The organism is Kitasatospora sp. NPDC051705, assembly GCF_044453265.1.
Lineage (GTDB): Bacteria > Actinomycetota > Actinomycetes > Streptomycetales > Streptomycetaceae > Kitasatospora.
The window spans coordinates 121,024-139,236 of sequence record NZ_JBITCO010000015.1; the positions used below are offsets into that span (position 1 = coordinate 121,024).

Sequence of the window (18,213 nt, forward strand, 5' to 3'; positions counted from 1 at the left end):
CGTGAAGACGGGTAAGACGGCCGACGCCGCGATACGCACCGCCAGCCGCTACGGGCGCAGGGGGGCGATGGCGTTGGTCATGGGCGGGGTGCTGCTGCTCACCGCGGCCTGCAACGACGACAAGGGCGGCTCGGGCGGTTCGGGGGGCGGCGGCGACAACGCCGCGCCCGCGGCGACCGCGGGCGCGAACGGGACGGCGGCGCCGGCCGGCTCCTCCGCGGAGCCCAAGACCTCGGCCGCGGTGCTCGCCGTGGAGCCGAAGGACGGTGCCCAGGACGTCGCCCCGAGCAACGCCCTGCAGGTCTCCGTCTCGAACGGAAAGCTCACCACGGTCGAGGTGACCGACAAGAACGGCAAGCCGGTCGAGGGCGCGATCACCCCGGACGGCACCGGCTGGAAGCCCGCCGCGACGCTCGCCGTCGGCATGGCGTACAAGGTGAACGCGCAGGCCAAGGACGCCGAGGGCCTGGTGGCCGCGTCCACCACCTCGTTCACCACGCTGACGCCGGACAAGAAGGTCTCCACCAACGACAACATCAGCGACGGCTCCACCTACGGCGTCGGCATGATCGTCTCGGTGAACTTCAGCAAGAACGTGAAGAACAAGGACGCCGTCCTCAAGGGCATCACGTTCGAGACCAACAACGGCACCGAGGTGAAGGGCCACTGGTTCGGCGACAACCGGCTGGACTTCCGTCCGGCCGAGTACTGGAAGCCGGGCACCAAGGTCACCATCAAGTACCGGCTGAAGAGCGTCGAGGTCGCCCCGGGCGTCTACGGCGACGTGGACAAGGACGAGCCGTTCACCATCGGCCGCTCCCAGATCTCCACCGCGGACGCCAAGTCGCACCAGATGACCGTGGAGCGGGACGGCAAGTCCACCACCGTCCCGGTCACCCTGGGCGCGGACGCCACGCCGTCCTGGGGCGGGACGATGGTGATCATGTCCAAGGAGAAGGTCACCCGGATGAACTCGCAGACCGTCGGTCTCGGCGGCGAGTACGACATCCAGGACGTCCCGCACGCCATGCGGCTGACCACCTCCGGCACCTTCGTGCACGGCAACTACTGGGCCAACCCGTTCGGCAAGACCAACGCCAGCCACGGCTGCGTCTCGATGGCGGACGAGAAGGGCGGCAGCGACGCCTCCGTCGCGGGCAAGTTCTTCAACGACTCGATGGTCGGCGACGTCGTCAAGATCGTGAACACCAAGGAGAAGACCGTCTCGCCCTCCAACGGGCTGGGCGGCTGGAACGTCAGCTGGGCGAACTGGTAACTCCTGCCCGCCGGCGGGCCGGGTAGTCCCGGTTCGTCAGCACAGTTCGGACGAGCGGCCCGATCCTCACCCGTTGGGGTCGGGCCGCTCGCGTTCCCGGGGCGCACCGGCCCCCGGATGGCGCAACCTTTCCGGTGGCCGGTGCGTGTAGTGGTCAGGTCCGTCGTGTTCGCGCGGCTTCCGCCGTGCGTACGGGGTGTCAGGCTCGGGGCCTTCCGGCCCGGGGTCTCCGGGGCCGGTGGCTCCGGGGTCTCCCGGGCCGTGGCTCCGGGTGCGGGGTCTTCATCGCGGGGTTTCAGAGGGAGGGATCGACGTTGAGGTCGATACGCAGAATGCGCAGGGTGGCCGCCGTCGGTCTGGTCGGCGGGGCGATGGCCCTGACGGCCGCGTGCGGCGGCGGGGGCGGCGGGAACGCCGCGGGCAGCGCGGCCAAGGCCGACCTGGGGGCCGGCGCGGCCGCCTCCCCGTCCGCGGCGGCGCCCACCAGCACCGTGCCGAAGGTGTCCAGGGCCGTGGTGGACATCCAGCCCAAGGCCGGCTCGGTGGACGTCGCGCCGAACGCGCTGAAGATCGGGGCGACCGGCGGCAAGCTCACCACCGTCAAGGTCAGCGACAAGTCCGGCAAGGAGGTGCCCGGCACCATCGCCGCCGACGGCTCCAGCTGGACCCCGTCGGCCGCCCTGGCGGTCGGCACCGCCTACCAGGTGAGCGCGATGGCCGCGGACACCGACGGCGCGGTCGCCACCGCGGACAGCAGCTTCACCACGCTGACGCCGACGGCCCTCGCCAAGGCCTCCGACAACGTGGACGACAACGCGACGTACGGCGTCGGCATGATCGTCTCGGTGGACTTCAGCAAGGACGTCAAGAACAAGGCCGACGTCGCCAAGGGCATCACCTTCGAGACCGACAACGGCACCGAGGTGAAGGGCCACTGGTTCGACGACCGCCGGCTGGACTTCCGCCCCGAGAAGTACTGGAAGCCCGGCACCAAGGTGGTCGTGCACTACCGGCTCAAGAACGTCGAGATCGCCCCCGGGGTGTACGGCACCGACCGGGACGAGCCCTTCACGATCGGGCGATCCCAGGTCTCGACGGTTGACGCCGCCGCGCACACGATGACCGTCGACCACGGCGACGGCCAGCCGTCCCGGATCGACATCACCTCCGGCTCGCCCGACCACCCCACCTGGAACGGGACCATGGTCGTCATGGCCAAGGAGGGCGTGGTGCGGATGCAGTCCAGCACCCTCCCCGGCATGACCGGCGCCCCCTACGACCTCCAGGTCCCGCACTCCATGCGGCTGACCACCTCCGGCACCTACGTGCACGGCAACTACTGGAGCGACGCCTTCGGCGAGGACAACGTCAGCCACGGCTGCGTCGGCCTCAAGGACGTCAAGGGCGGCGGGGACTCCACGTCGATGGGCAAGTTCTACGACAGCTCGATCGTCGGCGACGTGGTGATCGTCAAGAACTCCACCAAGAAGGAGACGCTCGACCCGGCGAACGGCCTGAGCGGCTGGAACCTCGCCTGGAGCGCCTGGTAGCAGCGCCGGCAGGAACCCGCCGGTGGGCAACGTCCCGGTCGGAACTGCCTGGCCGGAGTGCGTTCGTGGCAACCCGGGCTTGACGCGCGAGCGGCCCGGGTCGCCCGCTCCACCGGCCCGGGGCGGCCGGGGCGGCCAGGGGCCGCGGGTCTCCTCCCGGCGGTGCGGCGCCCCCCGTCCGGCCGTCGGCTTGCACCCGGCATATGCCGACGCGGGGGAGATCGTTTGCTCATTGTCCGTACGCGGCTGCTTGCGTTCCGCAATGATGGACCGCATGGCGGGTTGGGGCGAAACAGATCAGTCATCGGTTCCCGGGGCCGGCTTGGTCGCCGAGACGTCGTGGATCGATGTCCAGGGCGCGCTGGCGGCACTCGAGCGGCTCAGCTCCGAGGAGCTCGAGGAGATGTACTGCGGCAGGCTGTGCGACCCGTCCGCGCCGAACGAGGTGCGGCTGCCGTCCCGGCCCGAGTCCGGCCCGGTGGCCCGCCGGCTGGTGCTCTCGGCCCTGGAGGCCTGGGACCTCCACCAGCACCTGGAAGCCGGTGAGTTACTCACCAGCGAACTCGTCTCCAACGCCGTCCGGCACGCCGCCGGCCGCACCATCGGCCTCCAGGTCAGCCGCAAGCCGGGCTGGCTGCGCGTCGAGGTCCGCGACTCCTCCCGGGCCCTGCCCTGCATGATCCTCGCCGAGCCGCGGCCGGTGAACGAGCGGGGGCGGGGGCTGCGGGTCATCGACGACCTCGCCGACCGCTGGGGCGCCGACCTGCTGCCGCGTGGCAAGGGCGTCTGGTTCGAGCTGAAGGTCCGCGAGCGGCACTGAGCCGGTCCTGGTCCTGGCGCGGCCGTGGTCCCGGCCCCGGCGCGGCAGGGCCGGACGGGCGTGCGGGGGCTGCGCGAGGGCGCGTGGGGCGGAGCGCTCGAGCCGGAAAACACGCGGGGCCCCCTGCGTCGCCGTGGTCCGGCGTGTGGGGGCCCCTGCAAGTCATCGCGCCGGCCAAGGGGGTGCGTGCCGCGCGATGGGCGTCGACTGCGCCAGGTCGGGCCAGTCGAAGTTCGATGCCCTGACTATCGCACGGATCTCAGCATGTGGGCAAACCGGGCGTCTTGGATTACAAGGTTTGTAACCTAGTTCACCTTTGGATTTTGCATAGGTTAACGCTGTTACCTGTGAATATTCATGATCGACCCACTCCTGCCGCCCGGCGACCGCCGACTGGGTAGCATCGGGCCCGTGAACCCGTACTGGCGCGTCTCGCTGCCACCGCTGTCCACCTGAGCGGGCGCCCGCGCTGGTGGTCCCAGCCCGACGAAACCCCGTGCCCGGCTTCCGCCGGCGCCGGGTCGACGACGTGCGCCCGTTCCGCATCCGACTCCTCCTGACGGATTCCGACGACGGAAGTTCACGATCGTGCCGAACCGCACCAGCGCTCCCGCGCGCCTCGTTTCCCGCACCTCCCGCACCTCCCGCACCGGCGCCACCCGCCGGAACCGGCCCCTCGACGGGCCGCTGCCGATCCTGACCGCCGCCCTGATCTGGGGCACCACCGGCACCGCCGCCTCGCTGGCCCCCGCGGGCGCCTCGGCGGTCGGCATCGGCGCCGCCGCGCTCGTCCTCGGCGGACTGCTGCTCCTCCTCTCCACCCGCAGCGCCAGGAACCTGCCCCGGGCGTGCGACCGCCGCGAACGCCGGCTGCTCGCGCTCGGTGCGGTGGCCGTCGTCGGGTACCCGGTCGGCTTCTACCCGGCGGTGACCCGGACCGGCGTCGCCGTGGCCACCGTGATCGCCCTCGGCAGCGCACCCGTCTTCGCGGGCCTCCTCGGCTGGCTCGCCCGGCAGGGGCGGCCGAGCAGCCGCTGGGCCGGCGCCACGGCCACCGCCGTCCTGGGCTGCGCCGTCCTCGTCCTCGGGCCCCAACTCGACGGCGGCGCAACGACCGTGGACCTCGTCGGCGTGCTGCTGGCCGCACTCGCCGGGCTCTCCTACGCCGCCTACTCGCTCGTCGGCAGCGAGCTCATCACCCGCGGCCACCCGTCCGCCGGTGTGATGGGGGCGATGTTCGGCGGGGCGGCGCTGCTGGTCCTGCCGGTGCTGCTGCTCGGTGACCTGGGGTGGCTCGCCACGGCTCGGGGTGCGGCCGTGGTGCTCCACCTCGGCGTCGTCACCACCTTCCTCGCCTACCGGCTCTTCGGTCACGGCCTGCGCCACACCTCCGCCCGGACCGCCACCACCCTCACCCTCGCCGAACCCGCGGTCGCCGCCCTCCTCGGCGTCGTCGCGCTCGGCGAACGCCTCCCCGCCGCCTCCTGGGCCGGCCTCGCCATCCTCGCCGCCGCCATCACCGTCCTCACCCTCCCCACCTCCGGCCGCCGGCGCCGCCCCGACCGCTCACCCACCACCTGACCGCCGCCTCCGCCGCCGGCCCCGGCGCGCGCCTGGCCGTGACCCCGCCCCGCCTCTGCCGCCGGTCCCGGCGCGCCCGGCCGTAACCCCGCCCCGCCCGTGAGGCCCCGGTCCCGGCGCGCCCCCGGCTGTGACCCCGTCCCGCCCGTGAGGCCCCAGCATGGGAAGTCGGACTGATCGACTTCCCATGCGGCCGCCTGTCGGCTCAGGCGGGCAGGGCGGAAGGAATATGTAGACCGGTCTAGAGAAAGTCTGCCGCCAGCGGAGATCGACGTGCACGGGAAGTCGACCCGGCAGACTTCCCGTGCGCGCCAGGGGTGAAATATGCCGACCGGTCTACATGTGGGGTGGGGCCTTGTGCGGCAGGTCGAGGCGCCGCACAGGAAGTCGGCCCGGCCGACTTCCTGCACGGTCGGCGCGCGCCGACGGGCCTCGGCCGCGTCGTCGGCCGAGGCGTCGGGCGTGCCGGCGCCGGGGTCCGTGGCTCCGGCGCCCGTGAGGTCATGGCCCGGCCGCTCTGCACGGGAAGTCGGTTAGGTCGACTTCCCATGCGGCCGCCTGGCGGCCTGGTGGGAGGGTGGGAGGAATATGTAGACCGGTCTAGAGAAAAGCTCCCGGGCGGCGGGTTCGGTGCGCAGGAAGTCGGGCCGGCCGACTTCCTGCGCCGCGAGGGTGATGTGTAGGCCGTCTACGTGTGGGGCGGGGCGTGGTGCCGCATGGTGGGCCTGGGGTGGCTGAGGGGGAATATATCGACCGGTCTACATAGTTTTCGGCGGCGCCGGGACTCGGGCGTGTCCGCGGGCACTCACCCGTCTCGCATCGCTGTTCCGGACGCCGATCCGGAGGACCCGCTTCACCGCCTCCACCGCCTCGACCGCCTCGACCGGACGCGCTGGACGGGGCCGGACCGGGGCGGCCAGTTCGCTGCGGTGGAGGAGCCGGACCTGCTGATCGCCGACATCAGGGCCTTCTTCGGGGACCTGACGGCGGTGGGAGTCAGCCCGACGGGCAGTGCCCGGTGAGGCAGAAGGAGCCGACCACGGAGTGCAGCAGGTCCCCGGACGGGCTGGGCCAGCTCGCCTCAGGCCCGGCCACCAGCAGGGCGTGGGCCTGCCCGTCCGGGCCGACCAGGATGTGGTCGACCACGCGGCGCACTCCGCCGCCCAGGTTGTAGGCGTACTCGAGTTCGGCCCCGCCGCCGGGCGTCTGCTCCAGCCGGATCCGGTGGTAGCCCGGGAAGCCGGACGGGTTCCGGGCGAGGTCGGCGTCGGTGGCCACGGCCCGGTCGTACGGGGTGAACTCGCCCATCGGGAACACCTGGATCAGGCCGGTGCCGTCGGGGGAGTCGTAGAAGACCGAGGGGTCCTTCGTGCGCCGCTTCCAGCCGTCCGGTACGAGGAGGTCGAAGCCCGCCGGGTCCTGGACGAGTCTGAGCTGCGGTCCGGTGGGGGTCGGCGTGGGAGCTGGTGTGGCGGTGGCCGGGTCGGTCGGCGCCGCCGACGGGGAGGCTGCCGACGGGGAGGGCGTGGACGGGGCGGGCGCCGCCGGTGCCGCGGTCGTGGCCGAGCCCGGCCCGGCAGCCGCGCCCGAACCCTCGTGCCGCGTCAACAGGTACCCGGCGCCGCCCCCGAGCGCTCCGATCAGCACCCCGAGGACGGCCGCCAGCACGATCGTCCGCCGCTTCCGCAGCCCCGGGGGCCCGCCGCCCTCGGCGCGCGGACGGCGTTTCGGCGGCTTCGGCACGGTCGGCGACTTCGAAGGCCCGGACGTCGTCAGCGGGGGAGGCTCGGCCGGCGCCTGCGGAGGCAGTGGCGGTGGTGGTGGCGGTGGCGATGGCGCACCCCCGTCGGGCACCGTCACCCACTGCTGCCGGTCCGCGTCCCAGTGGATCCCCACGCCCGCTCCCCCCGTCGTCCCTCGTCCCGGTTCAGCCCAGCAGTCCCTCGATCGCCTGCACGACGGCGAGCGCCGAGGCGAGGCCGGACACCACGGTGGCCGAGCCCCGAAGGAGGTCCCGCAGCCGTTCCAGGCGGGTGCGGGGGGCGGTGCCCGTCTCCTCGACGGCCGTGCGGACGGCGTCGAGCTCGTGTGCCACTTCGTCCACGCCGTCGCCCTCGACCCTTGCGAGCAGGGGGAGTTGGGCGCTCAGTTGCCGGACGGAGGTGAGCAGCAGGCGGGTCTGCGGGTCGAGGTGGACGGAGGAGTCGACGGCCCGCGCGCCGGGGCCGGAGGCGACCGCGCCGCCGCTCATCGCGCCGACCGCGATCCCGCCGGGGACCGCGGTCGGCACCTCCACGCCCGCCGGAGGCCCGGCGGCGGGTGCGGCCGCTCCGGAGTGCTGGGACCGGTCCTCCGCACTCGCCCGGTCGCCGGCCGCGACGGCCCCGCCGGACAGGTGCCCGATCGACACCCCGCCGCTCACCCCGCCCTGCTCGGCCTGCCCGGGCTGTCGCCCGTCCGTTCCACCGTTCATCGCCGGTCTCCCCGCTCCCTCGTCAAGCCGTCCACTCGTCAAGCCGTTCCCTCGTCACGCTGTCCACGCGTCACGCGGTCTTCTCCCCGTGCGGTGCCTCGGGCGTGGGGCTGTGCCGGGCGGTGGCGCCGGGGCCGGAGGCGACCGCGCCGCCGCTCATCGACCCGATGTGGATCCCGCCGTCCAGGACCTGGACGACGGTCTGTTCGAAGCGTCCGGTCTCGTAGCCCTCGGAGTGCAGTGCCTCGCGGACGCCGTCGATGATCCGTTCCTCGATGGTCTTCACGTAACGGTTGACGTCCAGTTCCTGGAAGAGCGAGACCGTCGGCTCGGCGGCGAGCTCGCGTACGGAGACGACCGGCCGGGCGGCCACCACGGCCTCGCCGTCCCCGCCGGCCGCGCCGCCCGGGTGCCGGAGCGCGCGCAGTGCGGCGGGCCCCGCGGTGAACGCCGACACGGCGGGGCGTCCGCCGTTCAGCCGGGTGCCGCGCAGGGCGGCCGCGTCGGCGAGCAGCTCGTAGTCGCGGCGGACGGGGCCGAGGACGTGCGGCACGACCTCCACCACCAGCAGCCGGCCCTGGGTGTGCACCCGGAGCAGGACGGACAGCACGACCTGTTCGTCCCAGGCGCCGACCCGCACCCGCAGGAAGTGCCGGCGCCGTTCGGCGCCCTCGTCGACCGCCGCGGCCAGGTGCCGGGCGACGGTCTCCTGGTCGCGCGGGACGTCGGCGCGGCGCGGGCCGTACGGCAGGAAGACCAGTTCCTGGACCTCCATGTCCCGCAGCCGGTCCAGGCTGGTCGAGGCGGCGGCCTGCCGCAGGGCGAGCAGCCGCGGGACGATCAGGTCGAGGACGGCGCGGGCGGTGAGCTCCCCGGCCGGGGAGGCCGCGGCGGCAGCGGTCGGGGCGGGAGCGGCCGTGGCGGGATCGGGCGTGGCGGAGGCCGACCCGGTCCTGCGGCGCTTCAGCTCCAGGACGAACGACCAGGGCTGGTACGGGGTCCCCGCGCCGAGGAACGGGTCGGCGGGGTCGTAGACGACGAGCGGCGAGTACTGCTCGGCGCCGATCGCGGCGCCGATCCGGGCGTAGCGCGGTCCGGCGGGTAGTTGTCGTGGCCGGAGCCGGAGGAAGTCCTCGCGGTTGAGTTCCCGGCGCACGGTGCCGGCGACGAGCAGCCGGTGCACCCAGACGGTGGCGGCGAGCGCCAGCGGGAAGAGCACGCCGAGGAGGTGGGAGTCCCGCAGCGCGAGCAGGGCCACCACCCAGTAGAGGGCGTGGGCGACGCCGGCGGCCAGCGACAGCAGCCCGTTGGCGGGGCGCCGGGCGGCGGGCCGGGCGACGGCGGGGGCGGCGGGCGCGTACAGGGCGTCCTCGCGGACGTCCGGGGACTTGGCGTACCAGGACAGCAGGCAGGCGAGGGCGTACAGGAGGGCGGTGTTCGCCAGGTAGGGCGTCGCGTACCGGGTGAGGTCGTCGAAGGTGTTGCCCGCGGAGGAGTCGCCGACGACGCGGTACGGGCGGGAGGAGCCGTAGCCGGAGGACGGCGGGTGGGTGAGCAGCGGCAGGTAGGCGGTGACGAAGAAGCCGGCCCAGACGGCCGCCAGGACGGCGCCGGTGCGGAACTCCAGCGCCCGGGCCCGGAGCGCATGGGCGAGGACGGTGACGAGGTCGAAGCCCAGCGAAGGCGGGACGGAGCGCTCCTCGTGCTCGACCAGTTCGGAGACGACGCGCCGGCGCAGCTCCGGGTCCAGGTACACCCCGGCGGACAGCAGTCTGGTGGCCTCGGAGAAGGCGTGGCCGGGCGGCCCCTGCGTGGCTGTGGCGGCTTGCGCGGCTGTGGTGGCCGGTGCGGTCGCGGTGGCCCGCGCGGCGGCGTGGTACGGCTGGTAGGTCATCCACTCCCCCCGGTGGTGAACCAACTCGCGCAGATTATGGCCCAGTTGTCCGCGGCCGGCCAGCGGTACGGCGGTATTTCCGGCAGCGCACCAGAGGCCCGCGAGAACCGGCGAGACACCCGTGAGGGGCCCACGAGGAGCCCACGAGCGGCCCTGCCGAGGGGGAGGGCGAGAGGGGGAGGGCAAGAGAGAGGGCGAGGGAGCCCCCGGAACGCCCGAGCCCCCGGACGGTTCCCGTCCGGGGGCTCGGCGCTGCGGTGGTAAGCCGCTCAGCACTCGATGACGTTGACGGCGAGGCCGCCGCGCGAGGTCTCCTTGTACTTGATCTTCATGTCGGCGCCGGTCTCCTTCATGGTCTTGATCGCCTTGTCGAGCGAGACGTGGTGGCGGCCGTCGCCGCGCAGCGCCATCCGGGCCGCGGTGACGGCCTTGACCGAGGCCATGCCGTTGCGCTCGATGCAGGGGATCTGGACCAGGCCGCCGACCGGGTCGCAGGTGAGGCCGAGGTTGTGCTCGATGCCGATCTCGGCGGCGTTCTCGACCTGCTCGGGGGTGCCGCCGAGGACCTCGGCGAGGCCGCCGGCGGCCATCGAGCAGGCGGAGCCGACCTCGCCCTGGCAGCCGACCTCGGCACCGGAGATGGAGGCGTTCTCCTTGAACAGCATGCCGATGGCACCGGCCGCGAGGAGGAAGCGGACGATGCCGTCCTCGTCGGCGCCCGGGATGAAGTTCAGGTAGTAGTGCAGGACGGCGGGGATGATCCCGGCCGCGCCGTTGGTCGGCGCGGTGACGACCCGGCGGCCGGAGGCGTTCTCCTCGTTGACCGCCATCGCGTAGAGGGTCACCCACTCCATCGCGTTGGCCGGCCCGATGCCCTCGGCGCGCAGCGCCCGGGCGGCCGCGGCGGCCCGGCGGCGGACCTTGAGGCCGCCGGGCAGGATGCCCTCGCGGGACATGCCGGCCCGCACGCACTCCTGCATGACCTGCCAGATCTCCAGCAGGCCGGTCCGGATCTCCTCCTCGGAGCGCCAGGCCTTCTCGTTCTCCAGCATCAGGCCGGAGATCGACAGCCCGGTCTCCCGGGTGAGCCGCAGCAGCTCCTCGCCGGTGCGGAAGGGGTAGCGCAGCGCGGTGTCGTCGGGCTTGACCCGCTCCGCGCCGATGGCGTCCTCGTCGACGACGAAGCCGCCGCCGACCGAGTAGTAGGTCTTCTCCAGCAGGGTGGTGCCGTCCGCCGCGAAGGCCCAGAGGGTCATGCCGTTGGCGTGGTAGGGCAGCGAGCGGCGGCGGTGCAGCACGAGCTGGGTGTCGGGGTCGAAGTCGATCGGGTGGTCGCCGAGCAGGTTGATCCGCTTCTCGGCGGTGATCCGCTCGACGTCCTTGTCCGCCTGGTCGACGTCGACCGTGCGGGGGGAGTTGTTCTCCAGGCCCAGCAGGACGGCCTTCGGCGTGCCGTGTCCGTGGCCGGTGGCGCCCAGCGAGCCGTACAGCTCGGCACGCACGCTCGTCACCCCGTCCAGCATGCCCTCGGACCGCAGGCGGCGGGCGAACATCCGGGCCGCGCGCATCGGGCCGACGGTGTGGGAACTCGACGGGCCGATGCCGATGGAGAAGAGGTCGAAGACGCTGATGGCCACGGGGGACGTCCTTGTCTGGTCTCGTGGAAGTACGGGCGGGCGGGGGACGACACGGGTCGGGGCACCGCGCGCACCTACCAGTGTGCGCGGTGCCCCGGGGTCCCAGGTGCCGTGGCGGGGTGAGGCCGGTCACCCCGCCCGGGCGATCACCGGAGTGATCAGAGGTTCGGGTACAGCGGGTACTTCTCGGCCAGCGCGGTGACGCGGGCCTTGAGCGCGGCGGCGACGGTCTCGTCGAAGGCGGGCTTGAGCGCCTCGGCGATGATGTCGGCGACCTCGCGGAAGTCCTCGGCCTGGAAGCCGCGGGTGGCGAGGGCCGGGGTGCCGATGCGCAGGCCGGAGGTGACCATCGGCGGGCGCGGGTCGTTCGGGATGGCGTTGCGGTTGACCGTGATGCCGACCTCGTGCAGCCGGTCCTCGGCCTGCTGGCCGTCGAGCTGGCTGTTGCGCAGGTCGACCAGGACGAGGTGGACCTCGGTGCCGCCGGACAGCACCGAGGCGCCGGCCTCGGCGACGTCGGCCTGGAGCAGGCGCTCGGCGAGGATCCGGGCGCCGTCCAGGGTGCGCTGCTGGCGCTCCTTGAACTCCTCGGACGCGGCGACCTTGAAGGCGACGGCCTTGCCGGCGATCACGTGCTCCAGCGGGCCGCCCTGCTGGCCGGGGAAGACCGCGGAGTTGATCTTCTTGGCCCACTCGGCCTTGGACAGGATGACGCCGCCGCGCGGGCCGCCCAGGGTCTTGTGGGTGGTGGTGGTGACCACGTCCGCGTAGGGCACCGGGTTGGGGTGCAGCCCGGCGGCCACCAGGCCGGCGAAGTGCGCCATGTCCACCATGAGCAGGGCGCCGACGGCGTCGGCGATCCGGCGGAACTCGGCGAAGTCGAGCTGGCGCGGGTAGGCGGACCAGCCGGCGATGATCAGCTTCGGCTGGTGCTCCTTGGCGAGGCGCTCGACCTCGGCCATGTCGACCTGGCCGGTCTTCTCGTCCACGTGGTACGCGGCCACGTTGTAGAGCTTGCCGGAGAAGTTGATCTTCATGCCGTGGGTCAGGTGACCGCCGTGGGCCAGGCTCAGGCCCAGGATGGTGTCGCCCGGCTGGATCAGCGCGAACATCGCGGCGGCGTTGGCCTGCGCGCCCGAGTGCGGCTGGACGTTGGCGTGCTCGGCGCCGAACAGGGCCTTGATCCGGTCGATCGCGATCTGCTCGACCACGTCGACGTGCTCGCAACCGCCGTAGTAGCGGCGGCCGGGGTAGCCCTCGGCGTACTTGTTGGTGAGCACCGAGCCCTGGGCCTCCATGACCGCCACCGGGGCGAAGTTCTCGGAGGCGATCATCTCCAGCGTGGTCTGCTGGCGGTGCAGCTCGGCGTCGACCGCGGCGGCGATCTCCGGGTCGAGGGAGTGCAGGGACTGGTTGAGAACCGTCATGGTGTGGTCTTCCCGGTGGAGGAGGATCAGGGGTGCCGTGCGGAGCGCGCCCTCGGAAGGGTGGCGGGCGACGGGTGGTCGGCGCGGGCGGGCCGCCGCGCTGCGGCCCGCCCGGTCACGAGCGGGTCAGGCCTTGATGAAGGCGTTGTACTCGTCCGCGGTGAGCAGCTTGCCGGTGGACGCGACGCGCACCTTGAACAGCCAGCCGCCCTCGAAGGGGGCGCTGTTGACCAGGCCGTTGTCGTCCAGGACGTCCTGGTTGGTCTCGACGACCTCGCCGGTCACCGGGGAGTACAGGTCGCTGACCGACTTGGTGGACTCCAGCTCGCCGCAGGTCTCGCCGGCGGTCACTTCGTCGCCGACCTCGGGCAGCTGCACGTAGACGATGTCACCGAGCGCGTCGGCGGCGTGCTGGGTGATGCCGATCGTGGAGACACCGTCCTCGGCGGCGGTCAGCCACTCGTGCTCCTCGGTGTACTGCAGGTGCTGGGGGTTGCTCATGGCGTCATTCTCCAGGATGGGAAGCGGGTACGACGAAGCGGGCCGCCGCGCGGACGGCTTCGACGTGGGTCTTCGGGGGAGTGGGGGTTCAGCGGGCGCGCTTGTAGAACGGCAGCGCCACGACCTGGACCGGCTCGTGCTTGCCGCGCACGTCCACCGCGACGGTGGTGCCCGGGGCGGCGTGGGCCGCGTCCACGTAGGCGATCGCGATCGGCTGTCCCAGGGTGGGGGACGGCGCGCCCGAGGTGATCCGGCCGATCGGCGCACCGTCGGCGGAGACCACGGTGTACTCGGCGCGCGGCACCCGCTTGCCCTCGGAGACCAGGCCGACCAGCACCCGCGGCGGGTTGGCCTCGGCCTCGGCGGCGGCCTTCTCCAGGGCCTTGCGGCCGACGAAGGCGCCCTCGTTGGTGGTCTTGTCGAAGCGGACGACCCGGCCCAGGCCGGCGTCGAACGGGGTCAGGTCGGTGGAGAGCTCGTGCCCGTACAGCGGCATGCCCGCCTCCAGGCGCAGCGTGTCCCGGCAGGACAGGCCGCAGGGGACCAGGCCGTGGGCCTCGCCGGCGGCGGTCAGCGCCTGCCAGACGGCCTCGGCGTCGCCCGGGTTGCAGAAGATCTCGAAGCCGTCCTCGCCGGTGTAGCCGGTGCGGGCGAGCAGCACGTCGCGGCCGGCGACCTGGGCCGGGAGGATCGCGTAGTACTTCAGGCCGGGCAGGTCGGCCTCGGTGGTCTTCGCCAGGATCGCGGTGGACTCCGGGCCCTGGACGGCGATCAGCGCGTAGGTGTCGCGGTCGTCGGTGACGACGGCGTCGAAGCCCTTGGCGCGGGCGATCAGCTCGTCCAGCACCAGCTGGGCGTTGGAGGCGTTGGCGACGACCAGGAAGGCGTCCTCGCGCAGGCGGTAGACGATCAGGTCGTCCAGGATGCCGCCGTCCTCGGCGCAGATCATGGTGTAGCGGGCGCGCAGCACGCCCAGCGCGGAGACGAAGCCGACCAGCGCGTGGTCCAGCATCTCGCCGGCCTGCGGGCCGGTGACGGTGATCTCGCCCATGTGGGAGAGGTCGAACAGACCGGCGCGGTTGCGGACGGCGAGGTGCTCCTCGCGCTCGCTGCCGTAGCGCAGCGGCATGTCCCAGCCGGCGAAGTCGGTCATGGTCGCGCCGAGGGCGCGGTGCAGCGCGTCGAGCGCGGTCAGGCGGAGGGACGACATGGCCAGGAACTCCTCGGTCGGGGCACTCAGGGGTGCACGCGCCGGAACCGGGCCCGCTCGGGGACCGACCCCTGCGCGCGGGCATGCGGCGGCGTGGGTCTCCCCATCTGTCGTCGAACCTGAGAGCTTCACCGCCCACCTGCCCGCAGCTGTTTCCAGCATCCAGGACAGCATGGCGGCTTGCACCGTGGGTGGGCGCGCGACAGGGCCGTGCGCCGCTTTCCAGATGTGCCTAACCCGTGCGGTAGGGGGGCCTGAGAGATTCCGGGGAGGACTTGCTCCTTCGGCGCCGGCTGTACCACCTGAGGGGGTACTCCGGGCTCTCCCGCGCGGGTTCGAGCGGCCGGTATGGAGTTGTGGGGCCCGGCGGCCCACTGCGCCGTCGAACGCGCACATCATGGCACGTCCGGGCCGCGGGCGGGAGAGGGGCCCCGGTCACGCCGCGTGATACCGAACACGGGCCCTAAACTGCTCCGCGTCGGCGTAGCACAGGGCGGCCGAGCGGCAGAGGGCGGATCAGGCGCGCATGGGGTACCCGGTGGAGCAGCAGCAGGGGTGGGGCGGGCCGGAGTCGGCGCCGCCGGGCGGCGGGTGGCCGGCCAACGAGCTGGAGCAGGTGCTGACCGCCGCGCTGGGCGACCCGGGCGCGACGCCCCGGGTGATCGAGGTGCTGGCCCGCAGCCAGGTGTGGATCCCGCTGCCGGCCGGCGGCGACCCGCAGGGGCAGTCGCTGGACCTGCCGACCGTCGAGCTGGCCGGTGACCCGTACGTCCCGGTCTTCTCCTCGCAGGAGGTCTTCCTGCAGCAGGCGCCGGGGATGGCGTTCGCGGTGGCACCGGCCTGGGAGTTCGCCCGCGGCCTGCCGCTGGGCGTCGGCATCGCCGTCAACCCGGAGGCCGCGGTGGGCATCCCGGTGCCGCCGCAGGGCGTGGCGGAGCTGCGCCGCGGTCCGCGGGAGGACCGCTGGGACGCCGCCGGCGAGGCCCTGGCCCCCACCGGCGGCCGGGTGGCGCTGCGCGAGCCGGTGCCGGGCGAGGACCCGGAGCACTTCCTGGCCGCCTGCCGCGCGGAACTGTCGCTCCTCCCCGGAGTGTTGACCGCCCGCCGGGCGCTGGCCAGCATCGAGGGCGAGCCGACCGTGATGTTCGTGGGCGTCCAGTTGGATCCGGCGGCCCCGGCCGACCCGGCCGCGGTCAACGAGGCGCTCGGCCGGGCCCTGGGAACCGCACCGCTGCCGGGGGGCGTCCACCTCGTACTGCTCGATCTCGCCGACGATCCGGTGGTCGAGTGGCTGCTCGCCCGGGTACTGCCTTTCTACGCGCGGGTGTGAGCGGCGTTCGTTCGTAGGCACGTCGCCGTGGCGGTGGCCGGTGCCGCGCCATAGGGTGCGTGCAGACGGCCGACGGGCCGGCTGGGTTGAGGAAAGAGGCGCGGCGAGGTGGGCGCATGAGTGCGGGAGCGGTAGCGGGCGGTGCACCGGGGCCCTGGGGCCAGGCGTCCGCCGGGCGCCCCGGGGCGGATCCGGGCGCGCTGGAGCGTGCCCTGCGCGAGGTCGTGCCGGAGCGCTACGACGCGTACGAGCAGCTGCTGCACGCGCTGGCCGACGGGCAGGTGTGGATGCTGCTCTGGCACGGTACGCCGGGCAGCCCGGACGCCCAGTACGGGAACATGGAGATCAGCGGCCACGGCTACGCGCCGGCCGTCACCTCGCCCGAGCAGCTGGCGGCCTCCGGCTGGGCCCGGGCCCACGAGGTCATCTCCGGGCGGGAGATCGCGGCCTCGCTGTACCGGACGCGCTGGGGTCTGTGGCTGAACCCGCACGCGCCCGGCGGCGGGGTGGGCGTGCCGTGGGCGGACCTGCGCCGGATCGCGGCGGGCCTGGACCGGCTGCCGGCCGGTCCGCTGAAGCTGAGCGAGCCGCAGGTGAACGCCCAGCCGTTCTTCGCGCTGCTGGAGCGCCAGGCGGGTGAGGTGCGCGCGGTGCGCGCGCTGCGCCGGGCCTGGGTGCAGCCGGCGGTGGGGGAGCCGTACCTGGCGATCGGTCTGGACCTGTACGAGAGTTCGCCGCCGGCGGTGGAGGCGGTGCGCGCGCTGATGCAGCGGGCGATCGCGGTGGCCCCGGAGGGGCTGGCGGTGTCCACCGTGGCGATGGCGGACGAGTACGACCCGGTGGCGCTCTGGATGCGGGCCAACGCCCGCCCGTTCTACGACCGCGAGGGCGGCCGGCCGCCGGCGGCGACCGGGCCGTACCCGCCGGTGCCGCCCCCGGCGTACCACTCGCAGCAGGCGCCGGGCTACGGCTACGGCACCCAGCCGCCCGGGCCGGGCTGGCACGGGCAGCCGCAGCAGCCGTGGCCGGGCTACCCCGGGCGCTGATTGCCGGAGCGACTGCGGTCAGCGACTCCGGTCGAAGTCATTTCCGCGAAGCCGACTTGATTGTCCGTCAAGTCGGCTTCGATGCTTTCCGGACGAATTTCCGATTCGGCCGTCCGGTCATCTTGACATGCCTGCTGCAGTCGTGTGAAGAGCGATATGCCGCAGATCGATGACGTGCATGCCAGCAGATCACAGTTGGGCATCTGTCGGTTGTCAGGTCTGGCGTAAGCCAAGTCGCATGGCAGAGAGTTCTGCGCAACGCACCGCGCATTGGAACCCCACAAAGGTGAGCGCGTACGCCGACCCGCTCGTCCACGCGAAGCCCATCCCGCGTGGTGGCAGTGCCTGTGCACGACGCACTGCCGCGAACACCCGCTCCTGCTAGCACCTTTCGCACGTCCGCAGCCGCACCGCCGAAGCCGGCGACCGGCACCCGTGGGCCGGCCACCGTCGGCGAGGGGACCAACTGACCATGACCGCATCCGTGACCACCGCCGGGAACGAACCGGAGGCAGCAGCCCCCGCCGGCCCGGCCAAGAAGATCGAGGGCCGCTCCCTCGGTCAGATCGCCTGGACCCGCTTCAAGCGGGACAAGGCCGCCGTCGTCGGCGGCGTCGTGGTGATCCTGCTCATCCTCCTCGCCGTACTGGCCAAGCCGATCGAGTCGCTGTTCGGGCTCGACCCGGACGCCCTCCACCAGGACCTCCTGGACGCCGACCTCGGCGGTCTGCCGTTCGGCGACTGGGGCGGCATGAGCTGGGACCACCCGCTCGGCGTCGACCCCCTGCAGGGCCGTGACCTGCTCACCCGCGTCATCGAGGGCTCCTGGGTCTCCCTGCTGGTCGCCTTCGGCGCGACCGTGCTGTCCAACACCATCGGCACCGTGCTCGGCATCATGGCCGGCTACTACGGCGGCTGGGTGGACACGCTGATCAGCCGCGTCATGGACGTCTTCCTCGCCTTCCCGCTGCTGCTGTTCGCCATCGCGATCTCGACCTCGCTCCAGGGCGGCGCGTTCGGCCTGCACGGCCTGCCGCTGCACATCCTGGTGCTGATCTTCGTGATCGGCTTCTTCAACTGGCCCTACATGGGCCGGATCGTGCGCGGACAGACGCTCTCGCTGCGCGAGCGGGAGTTCGTCCACGCGGCCCGCAGCCTCGGCGCCCGCGGCCCGTTCATCCTGTTCAAGGAGCTGCTGCCGAACCTGGTCGGTCCGATCCTGGTCTACTCGACCCTGCTGATCCCGACCAACATCCTCTTCGAGGCGGGGCTGAGCTTCCTCGGTGTCGGCATCCAGCCCCCGCAAGCCTCCTGGGGCGGGATGCTCCAGGACGCGATCCGGTACTACCAGGTGGACCCCCAGTACATGGTGGTCCCCGGTCTGGCGATCTTCATCACCGTGCTCGCCTTCAACCTGCTCGGCGACGGGCTGCGCGACGCCCTCGATCCCAAGAGCAACTGACGTTGC

General features: G+C 72.9%; 15 protein-coding genes and 1 riboswitch. Of the genes, 8 read left to right on the forward strand and 7 right to left on the reverse strand.

Translation table 11 applies throughout. The features are described from left to right. Nucleotide 1: 1 nt before the first annotated feature. The 5 genes from ACIA8Q_RS20555 (at nucleotide 2) to ACIA8Q_RS20575 (ending at nucleotide 6,249) form a co-directional block, all read left to right on the forward strand. Entirely contained in the window at nucleotides 2-1,276 is a 1,275-nt protein-coding gene (locus ACIA8Q_RS20555) for an Ig-like domain-containing protein (RefSeq protein ID WP_360204730.1), read from the forward strand. Between the two features lie 332 nt (nucleotides 1,277-1,608). Further along, a complete protein-coding gene (locus tag ACIA8Q_RS20560) occupies nucleotides 1,609-2,826 on the forward strand; it encodes an Ig-like domain-containing protein (protein WP_360204733.1) in 1,218 nt (405 codons plus the stop codon). Between the two features lie 322 nt (nucleotides 2,827-3,148). After that, the gene (locus ACIA8Q_RS20565; protein WP_360204735.1) at nucleotides 3,149-3,646 is read left to right on the forward strand and encodes an ATP-binding protein; all 498 of its coding nucleotides are present in this window, start codon (nucleotides 3,149-3,151) and stop codon (nucleotides 3,644-3,646) included. Between the two features lie 588 nt (nucleotides 3,647-4,234). Continuing rightward, entirely contained in the window at nucleotides 4,235-5,227 is a 993-nt protein-coding gene (locus ACIA8Q_RS20570) for a DMT family transporter (RefSeq protein WP_396317522.1), read from the forward strand. Between the two features lie 791 nt (nucleotides 5,228-6,018). Beyond that, the gene (locus ACIA8Q_RS20575; protein ID WP_396317523.1) at nucleotides 6,019-6,249 is read left to right on the forward strand and encodes a hypothetical protein; all 231 of its coding nucleotides are present in this window, start codon (nucleotides 6,019-6,021) and stop codon (nucleotides 6,247-6,249) included. Here ACIA8Q_RS20575 and ACIA8Q_RS20580 read toward each other — a convergent pair. From ACIA8Q_RS20580 to gcvT, 7 genes are all read right to left on the reverse strand, one after another. Beyond that, the gene (locus tag ACIA8Q_RS20580) at nucleotides 6,224-6,970 is read right to left on the reverse strand and encodes a hypothetical protein (RefSeq protein ID WP_396317524.1); all 747 of its coding nucleotides are present in this window, start codon (nucleotides 6,968-6,970) and stop codon (nucleotides 6,224-6,226) included. The genes ACIA8Q_RS20575 and ACIA8Q_RS20580 overlap by 26 nt on opposite strands. A gap of 184 nt (nucleotides 6,971-7,154) precedes the next feature. Then, nucleotides 7,155-7,700, reverse strand: a complete 546-nt coding sequence (locus ACIA8Q_RS20585; RefSeq protein WP_396317525.1) for a hypothetical protein — start codon at nucleotides 7,698-7,700, stop codon at nucleotides 7,155-7,157. Nucleotides 7,701-7,770: 70 nt separating this feature from the next. Then, nucleotides 7,771-9,594: a hypothetical protein gene (locus ACIA8Q_RS20590; protein ID WP_396317526.1), complete on the reverse strand. Its 1,824-nt coding sequence runs from the start codon at nucleotides 9,592-9,594 to the stop codon at nucleotides 7,771-7,773. Nucleotides 9,595-9,863: 269 nt separating this feature from the next. Continuing rightward, entirely contained in the window at nucleotides 9,864-11,231 is a 1,368-nt protein-coding gene (locus tag ACIA8Q_RS20595; RefSeq protein ID WP_387902195.1) for an L-serine ammonia-lyase, read from the reverse strand. Nucleotides 11,232-11,389: 158 nt separating this feature from the next. Further along, nucleotides 11,390-12,658, reverse strand: a complete 1,269-nt coding sequence (glyA, locus tag ACIA8Q_RS20600) for a serine hydroxymethyltransferase (protein WP_360204752.1) — start codon at nucleotides 12,656-12,658, stop codon at nucleotides 11,390-11,392. A 126-nt stretch (nucleotides 12,659-12,784) separates the two neighbouring features. Next, nucleotides 12,785-13,159 carry a glycine cleavage system protein GcvH gene (gcvH, locus tag ACIA8Q_RS20605; protein ID WP_360204755.1) on the reverse strand — a complete coding sequence of 125 codons (375 nt, stop codon included), beginning with the start codon at nucleotides 13,157-13,159 and terminating at the stop codon, nucleotides 12,785-12,787. 88 nt (nucleotides 13,160-13,247) lie between these two features. After that, a complete protein-coding gene (gcvT, locus tag ACIA8Q_RS20610) occupies nucleotides 13,248-14,369 on the reverse strand; it encodes a glycine cleavage system aminomethyltransferase GcvT (RefSeq protein WP_396317527.1) in 1,122 nt (373 codons plus the stop codon). Between the two features lie 232 nt (nucleotides 14,370-14,601). Continuing rightward, nucleotides 14,602-14,707, reverse strand: a riboswitch (glycine riboswitch). A 188-nt stretch (nucleotides 14,708-14,895) separates the two neighbouring features. Between gcvT and ACIA8Q_RS20615 the strand changes: the two genes are divergently transcribed. The 3 genes from ACIA8Q_RS20615 (at nucleotide 14,896) to ACIA8Q_RS20625 (ending at nucleotide 18,207) form a co-directional block, all read left to right on the forward strand. Continuing rightward, complete coding sequence (locus ACIA8Q_RS20615; RefSeq protein ID WP_360204760.1) at nucleotides 14,896-15,699, forward strand: enhanced serine sensitivity protein SseB C-terminal domain-containing protein; 804 nt, start codon at nucleotides 14,896-14,898, stop codon at nucleotides 15,697-15,699. Nucleotides 15,700-15,815: 116 nt separating this feature from the next. After that, nucleotides 15,816-16,745 (forward strand): enhanced serine sensitivity protein SseB C-terminal domain-containing protein, encoded by a 930-nt coding sequence (locus ACIA8Q_RS20620; RefSeq protein ID WP_360204763.1) that lies wholly within the window; start codon nucleotides 15,816-15,818, stop codon nucleotides 16,743-16,745. Nucleotides 16,746-17,217: 472 nt separating this feature from the next. Further along, nucleotides 17,218-18,207: an ABC transporter permease gene (locus tag ACIA8Q_RS20625; RefSeq protein WP_360204765.1), complete on the forward strand. Its 990-nt coding sequence runs from the start codon at nucleotides 17,218-17,220 to the stop codon at nucleotides 18,205-18,207. The last annotated feature ends 6 nt before the right edge of the window (nucleotides 18,208-18,213 follow it).